The organism is Ruminococcus sp. RTP21484sp1_RTP21281st1_A8_RTP21281_210402 (assembly GCF_040914025.1).
In the GTDB taxonomy this organism is placed as follows: domain Bacteria; phylum Bacillota; class Clostridia; order Lachnospirales; family Lachnospiraceae; genus Blautia_A; species Blautia_A faecis.
Genome location: NZ_JBCPGE010000001.1, coordinates 101,860 through 116,708 on the forward strand (window position 1 = coordinate 101,860; position 14,849 = coordinate 116,708).

The following is a 14,849-nucleotide window of genomic DNA, read 5'->3' on the forward strand; positions in this document are numbered from 1 at the left end:
ATTTTTTGTTAATGTTAGTTTTGTTATTGTTTTTGATGTTTTTCTTTGCTGTTGCTTTGTTTTTGTTGATGAATGCATAGTAACATACTGGGGATTATCTGTCTAATATGTAAAAATAATATCTGGTTATAGGTTCATTCTATAGCCAGGTATTTGGGGAATTTTTCTTTGCATATTTCTTTACACTATTCAGAAACGCCTCATGTATCCTGTCATCCTCATCCAGTTCCGGATGAAATGCCAGTCCATACTGCTTTTTATACTTTACAGCTACAATGTTTCCATCCACCTCAGCCAGTACTTCTGCGCCTTCCCCACATTTTTCAATATAAGGGGCACGAATGAATGTCATGGGAACCTGACCGATTCCTTTCATTTCCCTGATGGTGTGAAAACTGCCAAGCTGTCTGCCGTAGGCATTTCTTTTTACTGTCACAGGCATGGTTCCGAAATACACATGCCCATCATTAGAGAGGTGGTCAGCCAGAAGGATCACCCCTGCACAAGTGGCAAGCACCGGCATTCCAGTCTGGATTTTCTCTTTCAAAGGCTCAAACATTTCCAGCTCCCGAAGGAGTTTTCCCTGTACCGTACTCTCCCCGCCTGGCAAAACCAGTCCGTCAAAGTCTCCATCCAGGTCTTCCTTTTTCCGCAGCTCCATGCACCGGGCACCCAGTTTTTCCAGTTTACTCTTATGTTCTGCAAAAGCTCCCTGCACAGCAAGGATTCCGATTTTCATCTTATTTGCCCCTCTCTGCCATCAGAAGCTGGATTTCCTGCTCATTGATTCCAACCATAGCTTCACCAAGATCCTCGGAAAGCTCTGCAAGCATTTTGGAATCCTGATAGTTGGTGACCGCTTTTACAATAGCTGCTGCACGCTTCTTCGGATCACCGGATTTGAAAATACCAGAGCCCACAAACACACCTTCTGCGCCAAGCTGCATCATAAGTGCCGCATCTGCAGGAGTCGCAACACCGCCTGCTGCAAAGTTTACCACAGGAAGTCTTCCGCTTTTGTGTACATACTCAACCAGCTCATACGGTACACGCAGGTTCTTTGCTTCTTCAAAAAGCTCATCCTCACGCATGGAAACCACTTTCGCGATCTCGCTATTCATCATGCGCATGTGGCGCACCGCCTGTACCACATCGCCGGTTCCTGGTTCGCCTTTTGTACGGATCATGGAAGCGCCTTCTGCGATTCGCCTTAAAGCTTCTCCTAAATCTTTGGCTCCGCATACAAATGGTACTTTAAACTGACGCTTGTCAATATGGTAAACATCATCTGCCGGGGAAAGTACCTCGCTCTCATCAATATAATCAATCTCAATTGCTTCCAGGATCTGCGCTTCTACAAAATGTCCGATACGGCACTTCGCCATAACCGGAATGGAGACTGCCTCCTGGATTCCTTTGATCATTTTTGGGTCGCTCATCCTGGAAACACCGCCTGCTGCACGGATGTCTGCTGGGATTCTCTCCAGTGCCATTACTGCGCAGGCGCCTGCCTCCTCTGCGATTTTTGCCTGCTCCGGAGTTGTAACATCCATAATTACTCCCCCTTTTAACATCTGCGCAAGCTGTTTATTTAATGCATATCTTTCCTGACTCATTTTGTTTTCCTCCTGTACGGTTTACGCAAAGCAACGACAGGGAACTGATTTAACAGTCTGCCCTTTCTTCAACTGCGTTTTTATTTGTCTGAAAGCATACAGGAATACTGTGCTGTTATAAATATCCAATTTTTATATATTTTAAGAGGACAGTTTAAGTATTTTCTCTCAAACTGTCCTCTTTACAAAATAAACAGTATTTAAAGTTATGGTTTTTTCGTAAAATCCCCACTGCTTTTTGCGAAGGTATTTGAATATTTTTATATGGTAACCTGGAACATAATTGATTTTCCATCTTTACTGCTGACTTTAATTTTCCCGCCATAAGCTTCGGCTACTGCCTGGGCAATGGAAAGTCCGATTCCGCTGCCGCCGGTCTTTCTGGAGCGAGAATTGTCCGGGCGGTAGAAACGGTCGAACAGCCGGGACAGGTTTTGAGTCTCCTCCAGCACGCAGGTATTAAAAACTTCGATTTTTGTCTTCCCATGAACCTTGTACACATCAAGCCTTATGGTTCCATTTTCATCTGAATATTTCATGGCATTATCAAGAAGAACAGAAATCATCTGCCTGGTGGCATCTGGATTTCCGCACAGGGTCAGATTCTCCTCAATCCGCTGAGAGTACTTTTTTCCCTGGGCTTTTGCCAGGGATGCAAAAGGCTCTGCCACCTCCCAGACAGCGTCACTTAAAGAGAACTCGGTCCGTTCCAGAAAAGGATTTTCCTCATCAAGACGGGAAAGAGTTACCAGATCAGCTACCATTCTGGACATTTTAGAAGTCTGCTTATGGATATTTCTGGTCCACTCATCTTCACCATACTCCATCTCAATTACGTCCACACTGGTAGCAATGGAAGTCAGTGGTGTCTTAATTTCATGGCTGGCGTCAGTGATAAAACGTTTCTGGCGCTCTATATTCCGGATATAAGGTTTCATTGCCCTTTTTGAGAGAAGGATTACCAGGAGAAAAACCACCAGGAAGCATACCACTCCCACCAGACAGGAAATCAGAAGTACATTTCTGACAGAACGGAGTTCCATTGTAGTATTCAAGAATATAACAATATTATCATTTTTCTTCGCTAATATCTGAAATCTGTAGTTTTTATAATAACCCACCTGTCTTTTTTCATTTAATACTTTGCGGGCAAATTCTTCTGCTTCCGTCTGCGTAACAGAAGCTATAAAATCTGTGGAAACATCGGTTACATTCCCCTCTTCATCCAACCGCACTATAAAAAAACGAGTTGTATAGGGAGCCTCCGGGTCGTGGTCATCCGGGCGATTGAAAATATCCGGCGGCACAGGCTGCGAAGCATTTTCTTCTGAATTCTCCATTCCAGGAACTTTACCACTTTCAAAGCCATAAATCTCCTGAATCCGCTGGTCTGCTCTTTCTGCAGTTGTGTGATAATTCCACACATTGATTCCAGCCAGCACAGCCACAAGCATAATAAACACTGCCAGCATAGCGGCCAGAATAAAGTGCCAGCGCATCTTTTTCAGCATAGTCTTTCCTCCAAACAGGCTCTAACGACAGTTCACATAGTGGACCATCATTCTTCCATGGAATATCCCGCACCACGAACGGTTTTAATCTCCACTGACGAACCCAGCTGCTTAAGCTTTTTCCTCAAAAATCCAATATAAGTCCACACCACATCCATCCCTGCGGTGCCATCCTGTTCCCATATTTTTTCCATAATGTGTTCCGTGGAAAATACGAATCTGGGATGCTTCATAAATAACTCCATCAGCTGAAATTCCTTGTTGTTCAGGCGAATAGTTGCGCCCCCTGCTGACAGTTCAAAACGATTACAGTCCAGGGTTGTATTTCCCAGACTTAAAAGATTCTCTGTATAATTCACACTTCTTCTGCCAAGTGCCTTTACCCTGGCAATAAATTCGCTTGCAGCAAAGGGCTTGGGCAGATAATCGTCTGCGCCTGCATTTAATCCGGCAACCCTGTCCTCAATTTCGGATTTGGCTGTGAGAAGCATCACAGGAGTGGCAATATGATTTTCCCTGGTTCGCCGCAGCACCTCCAGCCCATCCATCTCCGGCATCATAATGTCCAGCACGATCACGTCAAAATTCCCCTGGCAGATAAAATCCCAGGCATCTTTTCCGTTATGTACAATGTCCACTGAGCATTTATTTTTCTCAAGCAAAATCTTCAATGCCCGGGCAATTTCCACCTCGTCTTCTGCAATCAGGATACGCATAATTTTCCTCCGTTTTTCTGAAAAAGAGACGCTTACGCGTCCCCCTTTTTCACTTTACATTCCTTTTTATAACATGCAATTCCGTATTTTATAATGCTGCGCATGCCATCTTCTTTTAATCCGGCTGCGTACTTTTTATCTTCAATCTGCTGTAGTGCTTTCTGACACGCAGCTTCCAGATTTCCATCTTCAGCATACTTCACTTCAACAACAATTCCGATACGGTTCTTTCGGGTCTCTATTAAAATATCACTGTAACCGATTCCTGACTCCGCATTGGATTTCACGATCCAGTCATCCTGAAATCCCAGGATTCCCAGAAGGATTCCGTGATAAAAGTTCTCTTTCTTTTCATTGGGAGCAGCGGTATCCCGGATGCTGATGGTATTCCACAGATAATCATTAAAAAGCTCCTCGATCAGTGCTCCATCGCCATCTGGAAAAGCATTACAAAACCTGTCAAGAGTTTTGCGGTCACTTCCTGTCTGATAGCGAAACCATTCCCTAATCTGGCGGATAAACAACTTCTTAATCTCATAATTTGGAATTACAAGATAATACTTATCCCCTTCTGCCATTCCCCGCTGAGTCAGATAACCTGTTGTAAAAAGCACACTCCACAAATTTTCTATAGAATTATCCAGTTCACCGTAGGTCAGTTCCTGTCGGACTTCTTTCAAGATTGTTTCACCAGCGATCAGGCGCTCAATTTCTTCTTTTGTCTTTCCATTTGCCAAATCGATAAAACGACGCACAATGGCATTTCCGCTGGTATTAGACCAGTAGTCCTCCGGTCTGGCATTTGGATCAGCACGTAGATTATCACAGTGACTGAGCACATCCCAGGGGCAGTAGACATCCTGGTTTCCAAAACGGTAACCATCGTACCAGGCTTTCATGGAATCAAAGTGATCCATAAGGCCATAATAGTTTAACATTTCTTTTACTTCTGAGTCTGTGAAACCGAAGTATTCATCAAACTGGACGTTGGTAATGGACATCACTTTCAGGTTGTTAAGACCTGTGAATATGCTTTCTTTGGAAATGCGAAGACAACCGGTGAGTACGGCAAAGTACAGACTGGAGTTGGTTTTCAGGGCATTTCCTAGTATATTTCGAATAAGGGAAACCATTTCCTCATAATAACCATACTGGAAAGCTTTATCCAAAGGGACGTCATATTCGTCAATCAGGAGAATGACTTTTTTGCCGTAATATTTCTCTAATAATCCAGACAAAGTTTGAAGACTGGCTGACAGTGTATCTTCTGACATAGCGAATACCCCACCGGTTCCAGTATTTGTGTTAATCTCGGTAAGCTGCTCATACGCTGTCTTTTCTTTTTCAGATAACTTCTCACAGTTTGTAAGGAATTGAAAACGCATAGCCTCATTCCCTATTATATATTTCAATCCTTCTTTCGCTGAATCAAAAGTCCGTCCCTCTCCGCCCTTCAAACTAATCGAAATTACAGGAAACTGACCCATATATTTTTCACATAATTCTTTTTCTTCTGAAATTTTCAGCCCCTGAAACAGTTTTTTATCACAGCCTGTTTCAAAAAATGTCTTGAGCATGCTCATGTTAAGACTTTTTCCAAAACGGCGCGGACGGGTAAAAAGGTTTACTTCACTCCAGTTCTTCAACAGATCAGCAATCATATCTGTTTTATCTATATAGTAAAAGTCTTCCTGGATCAATTTTTCAAAGTTATCTATGCCTATAGGAAGCTTTTTTCTGTATGTCATTTTCTCGCCCCTTTCAGAAGTTATTTGTATTAATCTTAACATTCTCCTGAACTAATGGCAAGTTGCAGGGGCAAATAATACACTATTATTTTTTCGTTTTCTTTCGAGCCATCAAACCACCGATCCGGCCGGTTTCTTTGGCTGAGAGGCTTTTCCAGCCGCCTTCTAAAACTTTATCCAGAATGCCAAGTTCCTGGGCGATCTCGTATTTTGTCTGCTCTTCGGGAGTGAGATTTCCGGATTTGTAGGCTTCTATTTCTTTGTCTTTGTTCATATGTCTATGCTCCTTTTTTTGCAATGTTTGGATGTATATAGGGAGTATGGACAAGATAAGAAAATTTATTCAAAACGCACACAATTTAGCTACGCTAAATCACCAGTTATTATAAAAAAGAATCGGATTCAACGCAAATATATGTCGAACCCGATTTTTCTTATAGTATCACTTCCCTAAACAGAACTTATGCCTTCGGAATAATAATTGCTGCAATGATGTATGCCCAGATTCCTGCGCCGCCGAAGCAGGTCAGGATTACCCAGGCCAGGCGGACCAGGGTTGGGTCAATATCGAAATACTCGGCAATTCCTCCGCACACACCGCACAGCATACAATTTACGGTTGATTTGTATAAACGCTTATTGCTCATAATTAATTCCTCCGATCTGACATTTCTGTCTTATTTTTTATCCATTACATAACTTTACACCAGAGCGTGTCTGAAAAGAGCTTTCTGCAAGATTTAGCTTTCCCCAGTAAACTCCACATCAATCTCGCCCATTCCGCATTCCAGCACCATATCTTTTCTGGCACCTTCATTGGAAATGTTTTTCTCAATGCCAATTCCACTGTACTCAGAATCCTCCAAATTAATCTCACCCATACCACAGGAAAGATCGTAATTATAGTCCTTCTCTTTTCCAGTTACTACCATGTCAATTTCACCAGCACCGCAGTCCGCATTCAGTTTCTGAATATCAAGCTGATCAATGTCGATGGTTCCGGCGCCAACCTGAAGATCACAATACGCTGCTGTGATATTTCCATAACCGCTAAATTCTCCAGCGCCAACTTCCACCGAAAGCTCCTGTACTTTTAAATCGCACTCCAGATCAATAGTACCCATGTCAACACCCAGGCTTACCGTATCAAAGTCTTTCCCGGAAGGAACAATGACTTTTATCTGTTTCTTCTTTTTTACATTTCCACTGCGGGTATCTGTAATCGTGATTTTCCCGGAAGTTTCCTTAACCACTACATCGTTCTTCGCATCATTTGCCACATTTACCCGAATCTTGTCACCATCGTATTCCTGGATAAGGAGCTCATCATACTTCAAACTGATTTCCAGATCACTGGCAAAATCCATATCCACAGTATTTCCATCTAAAGCATCCCAATCTATGTCAGAAGAATGATATTGGGCGTTTCCCAAATGGATCAGACCAGCCAGCGGATAATCATTATCCTGAAGCAGCTGTCCAGCCTGATCAAACACATTTCCGCCTGTTTCCACTGCTGCTACAGAAATTCCACCGATACAGAAACCAATTCCTGCCACTGCGAAAGCACCTGCTGCAATCAGCATTCCCTTTGTTCCTTTTTTCATGCCTGCTCCTCCTTCTTATTCCGATACACGATTTTCTGGAAAAAGTCTGTCACCTTGCGAAGGATCCATGGGAAAATTGTGGAGCCCAGCCATCCTGTTAAAATGCAGAACAGAATTCCTGATGCAAACAAAAGACAGCCGATTCCCATTACCAGAAGTCCCACAGCTGTATTGGTAACCAAAATTCCAACACCCACACTAATGCAGGCGCAAGCTGCTACGATAAATGCGAACGCCACAACTCCGGATACAAAAATCGCCAAAAACGGAAACAAGATCACCACCAGTAAAATACTGAATACGCCACTAGCTGCTGTAATGATAAATGGGGAAAGAAATACCAGGGCAATTAGGATCAGGATAAACCTGCTGTTGCTTCCCTTCTCTTTCGGGCGATATCCCCTGTGGATACGATCTGTTTTTCCTGCATGTTTCCCATCTCTTTGGCGAATCTCCGGCATATAAGAAGCCTTGTTTTCCCTCAAGTCCTCATATCCATTCTCTGTATACTGTGCATATTCTTCATTGCTTTCGTCAAGGTCTGCCTTTATTATGGCAGCCACTTTTCCGGGGCTTCCAAGCTCTCTGATCACGGAAGCCTCATTCTCAGGACCGGCTTCATCAAAATAACTGTTGTAGTAAGCCAGCGCCTCCTGCTTTTCTGCTTCCGAAATATCAGACAGCAGCCTCTCTAGCTGTTTCATAAACTGCGCTCTGTCCATACCTGTTAATTCTCCTCCCTCATGTGGCCGCTGTCCGCATTTCTGCCAACGTCCTCAAACATACTGCCTATCTTGGTGGAATAATTCTTCCACTCGATCTTGTACAAATTCAGCTGTGCCTGCCCTTTCTCCGTCAGTTTATAATATCTGCGATTTCGTCCGGCATATGCCTGATCGTAAACTTCCAGGCAGTCATCCTTCTGCAGGCGGCGCAGCACTGGATAAAGTGTGGATTCTGAAATATCCAGAACTCCGCGTACATCCTGGGTGATCTTGTATCCGTAAGTACCTTCCGGCTCCTTGGACACAACCGCCAGGACAATAGCGTCCAGAAGTGCAGCTCCTGTGTTAAATACCATCTGATCACTCCAATCATATTATATAATTCATCAATATTATTTAATTAGCAATACTATATGATATATAATATAATTTTGTCAATACCATTTTTGAAAACAAATTTATATATTTCTATCATTTACACAAAAAAGGCGCAGCCAATGCCACGCCAATATTTCAACATATTTTCTTTCACTTCAAATAACTGATCAATTTCTCCGTCACAGGTGAAAGCCTTTTTTATCCTTCACTACAAGCCCAATTTTCCGGAAACAGGCGGTTCCATAGATTGAATTTCCAGGTTTAATATTGCAGAAATTAACCACTCTTTTTTCTTTTTCAACGCCTTCTATTGCTTTACCTGGCAGGCAATTTATAGATACTTGTGAGTAATTTTTTACCTGTATTGGTCTCAAATACGCGCTCTCTGGCTGTTTCAACAGCATTCTCAGACATTTCACTTTCATCTGCATTTACAAGAAAATCAGCTTCCAGAAGAATGCGGTAATCCATTCCGTCTACGTTTGTATAGGTGTGGTGATGGCTGACCAGATAGTTGATTCTCTCTTTCATTTCATCATCAATTTCCACATCCTTGAGGAAATTTTCTACCAGCTCAGGACTTTCTTTTTCCTGGTTGGAGCCATTTGTATTACCATATTTTACGCGGCATACAGGGCAGGCAATGTCGTGGATCACGGCTGCGATTTCCAGAATTTCCTGCTTTCTTTCGGTTAAATTTTCCATCTCGCCAATCATTCTGGCATATGTATATACCTTCAGAAAATGGGCAATATCATGCTTGTTTCCATCGGAATATGCGATCATTTTTGCGATAACATTATTTATGGTTTGCTGTGTTTCTGTCATGTTTTTTCCTCCTCGTTTGCATTCAAAAAGCGGCAGAAATCATCTGGAAGGGGAGCTTCCAGAGTGATTATTTCATCTGTAAATGGGTGACAAAAAATCAGCTTCCAGGCATGGAGCGCAGCTCTTTTGAAGCAGTCATTCCTATTATTAATTCTGCCTTCCGTATTCTTTTTTTCTTTGCTGTTACTCATTTTCAAACACGCTCCAGAGCGTGTTTGAAAAAGGCTTTCTGCAAGATGTGCGTCACAATTTGTGGGAGATTTTGCCCGGATGAGGGCGCCGTAGCGGGCTACGGCAACTGAATTCGGGCAAAATATACCGCAAAGTGGGGCGTGCAGATTGTGGGAATGATTTTTCAAACACACTCTAGGATTGTACATCGTATCTCCCAGAAGAGGGTGACCTATCCCTGACATGTGAACCCGGATCTGATGGGTTCGTCCGGTTTCCAGCTGAAGCTCAACAAGAGTCACATTGCCGAAACTTTTTATGTTCTTATAATACGTAACTGCATTCCTGCTTCCTGGCAACAGTCCATCTGGAGAAATTGTCATTTTCATGGGATTTTCCGGATCCGGGGCAAGTGGTATAGCAATTTCTTTCCAGAATACAGAATCATTTGCTTCTGATAAATCTCCTTCTGCAAGCGCCAGATATTTCTTCTGCAGCTTTCCTTCTTCCCTCTGCTTCTGCAATCTGGCTGCCGCCACCTGGTTTCTGGCAAAAAGTAAAATCCCGGAGGTCTCTTTATCCAGACGTCCAATGGACCGAATGCGTGTTGTCTCATTTTTTTCACGAAAATAGGCTGCAAGCAGGTTAGAAATGCTGTCCTGATAATGGCTTCCGGATGGGTGCGTCACCATACCAGCCGGCTTGTTTACTACAAGTAAATCCTGGTCTTCATAAAGGATCTGAAGTTTCTGGGGTTTTAATCCTTCTTCCAGCTCTTGTCTTTCGAAATCCAATAATTGTTTTTTTCCTCGTTCTATGAAACTACTTGTATCTGGACACACCAGTTGCTTTGAATCAATCCCTTTCGCTTCCAGACATACCTGAAGCCGATCACCAGGCACTGCTATTTCCGTTACACGGCACTGTTTTCCATTTTTAAGGATACCTCCCGGCCTGAACTTTGCCTGACTGATCTGCCTCTTTGTAAGCCCTGCCTCAGCCCGCAAAACCTCTCCTACTTTTCCAGACTCTGTGATCCTTATCTCAAGATATCTTTCCATATCTGCATCCTTGATAGCTCCTGCCCATATCTTTGTCAAAATGAAATCTCCGCTGCTCAAAACACGAAGCTTGTTTAGCTTTATCACATAGTTTATCACAAAATGAAAGCTTATGAAATCCCCTATGATCTTAAAACAGTAAATAATAAGCAAGCCGAAATACACATAGGTATTCGGCTTGCAAAATTTGTCATATATTTTTCAGGAAATTCTTTTTGTCCACGTCCCAGAGCGTGTTTGAAAAAGGCTTTCTGCAATCTGCACACTCGAATCCCCATCCTACGCGATTGGTATAGTTATTTACGAAACGATGTACTAGTTTTACCTGCTTATCAGTATTCCATCAGCCTTCCTGCCTCATCAATATAGAACACGTCATCCGGTCCTATATAATAGCTGTCGGAACCATCAAAGTACATTACATTTCCTTCCCCATCATACCAGTAATAAGTATCTCCCGGATCACTTTCCTCTACATAATCTTCATCAGGAATGTAGTCTCCGTATCCTTCACCATCGTCAGCTGTCTGGGCTTCGTAGGCGATAGAATCGGACTCTCGTAAAAAAGCTGCACCTGCATAAATATTTCCATATCCGGAAATCACAGGACTGAGCATCAGATCGCCATCTCCATCCAAAGTAACATCTGCCACATAGATTCCGCTGTCATTGACCAATTTCAGGGCAGTTGTGCCAAGTGTGGTAAAAGTACCGCTGTCAAAAAAATATCCCCCTGTTTTATCACTATTCAGGCTGTTGTAGATTTCCCAGGTTCCTTCTCCATAAAGCCGGATATTCATGGCATTTAAATCTCCATACTGGTACCAGCTGTCAAAATAAGAGATAAACATTTCCAGGCTCTCTCCTTCGGCACTTGGATCATAATCTTCCCCTTGAGTGAAAGTGGTTTCTGTATTTTCAACGCCCTCAATCTCCGTCAGCTCCAGAGAAGAAATGGCATCCCGGTATTCCGCCTCCATCTCCTCAGCAAAATCCGCTGAAACTCTGTAAGCATAAGCAAAGGTATTGGTATCCGTCTGGAAATACAGCATTTTCCATTTGCAGGTATCTTCATTTGCTCCGGTGGTAAATTCCAGTTCATATGCCGGATAAGTGAATTTCTCTGTATATTCCTGGTTCTGTACTGCTGTGAAATCCTTTATTTCCGATTCACTTACAAAGCCTGCAAACTGTTCCATATATTCCTCCGGGGTACCGGTGAATTCATTGTCATTTAAAGCACTGCAGTTGACGATCACCGTCATACAGTCCTCTGTCATATCGGAATAGAAATACCCTCCTTCCCAACTGGAATTGTTATAAAGAGGGCGCAGTCCTGTATAGCGTTTATTTGACATGAGGACATAGCTTTTCTTTTCCACGCTGTCTTCGTTTTCAGTCTGACCTTCCGAATTCTCTTCTGCCTGATCTTCCTCTGCTCTGGTAAAAACCGCAGCTCCGTCATTTCCCATATGAAGAGTATCCGCGGAGTCCAGATAAAATCCCTCCAGCCACATGCCCATGCGATTGTACATGTCATATCTGCCATTTCCGTCGTTGTATTCATCCACATATTCCAGATATCCCTGAACATCATCGCCTTCTCCGGTGTGATATACAAACAATCCGTCTGCACTTAAGGTAAGAGTTTCATCAGCCTGTGCATCTTCATTTTTCCATACACCGGAAAGTGCTGCATAGTCAGCTCCGTCCTCTACCTGAAGCGTATCCTCGTTTTCTGCCATTACGCTGTAAATACCAGCTGTGGGAACAACTGCTGCACATAAAATAAACGCGATGACCGCTGTAACTATTTTTCTCTTCATACCATTTTCCTCCTGTCGAAATATGTTGTACCTTTACTATACGTTTTCTCTGACAAAAATAGTATTAACTTCCAGTTAGCTTTTCCCTTCCATCATCTCCAAAAGATACTTGCGCTTCACCCGGACATCCCCGGGAATCTGTAATTTGGAATAAATCTGATTGATGTACTGCTTCACAGTTCCCTCGGATAAAAACAGACTCTGGGCGATTTCTTTGTTGCTCATATGCTTCGCCATAAGCTCCGTAATCTCCAGCTCACGATCTGACAGTACTTTAAAGACCGGCGGATACGCCTCCTCTTTTTTTAACTGATCGCACCGCATTTCCCATTCTTTCCCCATTCTGGTGATCCTGAAAAGAAAATTTTCATTGATTCCGAAAAAGCTTCCCTTCAAAAGCTCCTCTATGTATGGATAATTCTCCACAAATGGCATAAGGATTCCATCTGGAAAAGCCTGGGAAAGTGATCCTCTCAAAAGTTCAAGCGCCTGTTCTGTTTTTCCCAGCTTCCAGTTGGCCGCAAGAAGCTGGATCTGCACATGAAGCGCCACCAGATCGTAGTGAAGAGCCTGACACATGGCAAGAATGGATTCGCTTCTTCCGATCACCTTCGAATATTCTCCCTGGGCAAGATAAACCTGATTCTCGATCATTTCCATCATCGGTCTCCCAGGTGCCAGAAAATTCACCGTAGAAAGCATATGCGCTCCAAAGAGAGCCGGAATCCGCTCCGTTTGTCCGGTGACTGCATAGTAATAGGCGCAGGTGCTGTCAAAAATATTGACCCAGGTGGTATTATGCCCCTGCAGCAGTTCTTTTCGACGTTCTTCAAATGTATTTCTCATTTTTATGTCCATGCAGATAGACAGCCTTTGTGCCAGAAAATCGCAGCAAAGTGCAATGCTCTCCTGCCCGTTTCCCTGAATCTGGGTATAAGCCTTTTCCAATGCTATGTGGGCATCAACAAAATTTCCGCGCATAAAGTGAGCCTCTGCGCTCATAATCGTTTCTGCACCCTGTCCGTGTCCGTTTGTGATCTTGTAATAATGAGGCATACACTGGTTCATCTCTTCCAGCTCTTTGTCAAGATCTCCGCTTTTCCTGTGAAACATCATAAGTACAGATGGGGAGCCAAACGTCCAGCCTCCGTCACTTCGGATACTGATGGCAGGTCTTGTCATCTTCTCGCTGGCACTGCGGTGAAACTGACTCATTCTCGAAATATCATTGTACATAAGAAAGCTCTGGATCAGGTCGCATTCGCCCAGAAGATTTCCTCTCTCTTCCTCAGACAGCTTTGGATGTTCTCTGATGGATGCCAGAAGAAGTTCTTTCAGTTCCAGCATTTTGGGAATATTTTTCCAGTTAAACATGCATCTCATAAGAACCAGAATTGCAAGCGGATATTCTTTTAAAACGGAAACCGGACATCTGTTCAAAACTTCCAGAACCTCTTCCGGTTTTAGAGAAGCAAGTAAGATTCCGGCATCTTTTTGCACCACCCGGAGAATAGCTGCAAAATTCTGATTTCGCCGGTATGCTGACAAGGCATGGATATAGGCACCATATTTTTCATACCATGCACCATATCTTTCATAATAGAAAGCCTGTCTGGAATCATCCAGTGTTCTGAACGCACGAAACGCGCACTCTTTCATCATATGGTGAAAGCGGTAAGTCTGCCCGTCATTCAGGCAGGTGACAAAAGCATTCTGCCTGGTGAGCGTTTTCAGGATCTGGTGTACGTCTTCTCTTTTTGTAATAAATTCTGCCATCTCTTCCGTGAATTCATCTGCAAGCCCCATGGCACTTAAAAATTCTTTTCTGTCTTCTGGCAAAGGATTCAGCATGGAAGCGGAAAACATCTGGTAAATATCAGATGTTTTTCCTGGCAATTCTCCTGATTTTGAAAAAGAACACAAATTTAGGTAAACAGCTGCGAACCATCCTTCGCTGGATTTCAGAAGCTGCTCAAGCTGGCTGTCTGTCAGGCTAGTTCCGCAGCGGCGAATATAGGCTGACAGCTCCCCAGCGTTTAGACGCAGATCGTCTATTTCTATTCTGTGAAGTCTTCCTCCAAGTCTTACAATCCAGTCATCACTGATAAAATGATTTCGGCTTGCTACGATCAGATGCACATTTTCCGGAATCCTCCCTGCCATTCTGCACAGGAAAGTGGCCGCCCGGTCATCTTTTAACAGATGAAAGTCATCTATAAAAATATAACAATTTTCACATTTTTCCAGTTGATAGCATAGAATTTCCGTCAAGAATCCAGCGGAAGCTTCATCTTCCGGGCAATCGTAGTTTTCCAGAAAGTTAAGACCTGCGAAGGAAAATGCATTTTGCACACTTTTCCAGAAGATGGAAAGGTTTTGGGAGTAAATACTGATCCGGATCAGCAAAGCCTGACTGTCTTTCGCCAGTCTGGACAGATACCAGTTTACGGCGGTTGTCTTCCCATATCCCATAGGGGCTGTTATGGCAGTCAGTGCGCTGTTGGAAACAGGCTGCAGGGATTTTTGTAAACGGTCTGATATGTAAATGGAATTCAGGCTGATTTTTTCTTTAGGCATTTCATACCCTCACTCTCTTGTTTTATAAGTATATTGCTGTTTACACCGTTTCCGGAGTATGATTTATAGGAATAATTTTTCAAAC

14 protein-coding genes and 3 pseudogenes are annotated in these 14,849 nt (G+C 43.2%); 1 reads left to right on the top strand and 16 read right to left on the bottom strand.

Annotated elements, in window-relative coordinates; genetic code table 11:
* Positions 1–139 precede the first annotated feature (139 nt).
* From pdxT to AB5170_RS00495, 12 genes and pseudogenes are all read right to left on the bottom strand, one after another.
* Positions 140–739, bottom strand: coding sequence for a pyridoxal 5'-phosphate synthase glutaminase subunit PdxT (gene pdxT, locus AB5170_RS00440; protein WP_173735229.1), 600 nt, complete (start codon positions 737–739; stop codon positions 140–142).
* 1 nt (position 740) lies between these two features.
* On the bottom strand, positions 741–1,616 hold the full coding sequence (gene pdxS / locus AB5170_RS00445; protein ID WP_173770640.1) for a pyridoxal 5'-phosphate synthase lyase subunit PdxS: 876 nt from the start codon (positions 1,614–1,616) through the stop codon (positions 741–743).
* Between the two features lie 260 nt (positions 1,617–1,876).
* Positions 1,877–3,127 (bottom strand): cell wall metabolism sensor histidine kinase WalK, encoded by a 1,251-nt coding sequence (locus AB5170_RS00450; protein ID WP_173770641.1) that lies wholly within the window; start codon positions 3,125–3,127, stop codon positions 1,877–1,879.
* 47 nt (positions 3,128–3,174) lie between these two features.
* A complete protein-coding gene (locus AB5170_RS00455; RefSeq protein ID WP_173770642.1) occupies positions 3,175–3,843 on the bottom strand; it encodes a response regulator transcription factor in 669 nt (222 codons plus the stop codon).
* A 32-nt stretch (positions 3,844–3,875) separates the two neighbouring features.
* Positions 3,876–5,591, bottom strand: a complete 1,716-nt coding sequence (locus tag AB5170_RS00460) for an AAA family ATPase (protein WP_173770643.1) — start codon at positions 5,589–5,591, stop codon at positions 3,876–3,878.
* A gap of 85 nt (positions 5,592–5,676) precedes the next feature.
* The gene (locus AB5170_RS00465; protein ID WP_173770644.1) at positions 5,677–5,865 is read right to left on the bottom strand and encodes a small, acid-soluble spore protein, alpha/beta type; all 189 of its coding nucleotides are present in this window, start codon (positions 5,863–5,865) and stop codon (positions 5,677–5,679) included.
* A 187-nt stretch (positions 5,866–6,052) separates the two neighbouring features.
* The gene (locus AB5170_RS00470) at positions 6,053–6,238 is read right to left on the bottom strand and encodes a PspC domain-containing protein (protein WP_021924744.1); all 186 of its coding nucleotides are present in this window, start codon (positions 6,236–6,238) and stop codon (positions 6,053–6,055) included.
* Positions 6,239–6,331: 93 nt separating this feature from the next.
* A complete protein-coding gene (locus AB5170_RS00475; protein WP_148461247.1) occupies positions 6,332–7,198 on the bottom strand; it encodes a DUF4097 family beta strand repeat-containing protein in 867 nt (288 codons plus the stop codon).
* Positions 7,195–7,920 carry a DUF1700 domain-containing protein gene (locus AB5170_RS00480; protein ID WP_148461246.1) on the bottom strand — a complete coding sequence of 242 codons (726 nt, stop codon included), beginning with the start codon at positions 7,918–7,920 and terminating at the stop codon, positions 7,195–7,197. Before AB5170_RS00480 ends, AB5170_RS00475 begins: the two co-directional genes overlap by 4 nt.
* 5 nt (positions 7,921–7,925) lie before the next feature.
* A complete protein-coding gene (locus tag AB5170_RS00485) occupies positions 7,926–8,279 on the bottom strand; it encodes a PadR family transcriptional regulator (protein WP_148461245.1) in 354 nt (117 codons plus the stop codon).
* Positions 8,280–8,616: 337 nt separating this feature from the next.
* Entirely contained in the window at positions 8,617–9,129 is a 513-nt protein-coding gene (locus AB5170_RS00490) for an HD domain-containing protein (RefSeq protein WP_148461244.1), read from the bottom strand.
* Positions 9,126–9,428, bottom strand: a pseudogene (locus tag AB5170_RS00495) (DUF6783 domain-containing protein); the annotation flags it as partial. The pseudogene AB5170_RS00495 and the gene AB5170_RS00490, both read right to left, overlap by 4 nt.
* Here AB5170_RS00495 and AB5170_RS00500 point away from each other — a divergent pair.
* Positions 9,366–9,542: pseudogene (locus AB5170_RS00500) on the top strand (DUF6783 domain-containing protein). The pseudogenes AB5170_RS00495 and AB5170_RS00500 sit on opposite strands and share 63 nt — an antisense overlap.
* 9 nt (positions 9,543–9,551) lie before the next feature.
* Here AB5170_RS00500 and AB5170_RS00505 read toward each other — a convergent pair.
* The 4 genes and pseudogenes from AB5170_RS00505 to AB5170_RS00520 form a co-directional block, all read right to left on the bottom strand.
* Positions 9,552–10,361, bottom strand: a pseudogene (locus AB5170_RS00505) (pseudouridine synthase); the annotation flags it as partial.
* Positions 10,362–10,562: 201 nt separating this feature from the next.
* Positions 10,563–10,625, bottom strand: a complete 63-nt coding sequence (locus tag AB5170_RS00510) for a hypothetical protein (protein ID WP_368072586.1) — start codon at positions 10,623–10,625, stop codon at positions 10,563–10,565.
* Between the two features lie 68 nt (positions 10,626–10,693).
* Positions 10,694–12,187 carry a hypothetical protein gene (locus AB5170_RS00515; RefSeq protein ID WP_148461243.1) on the bottom strand — a complete coding sequence of 498 codons (1,494 nt, stop codon included), beginning with the start codon at positions 12,185–12,187 and terminating at the stop codon, positions 10,694–10,696.
* 75 nt (positions 12,188–12,262) lie between these two features.
* A complete protein-coding gene (locus AB5170_RS00520; RefSeq protein WP_173770645.1) occupies positions 12,263–14,764 on the bottom strand; it encodes a LuxR C-terminal-related transcriptional regulator in 2,502 nt (833 codons plus the stop codon).
* Between the last annotated feature and the right edge of the window lie 85 nt (positions 14,765–14,849).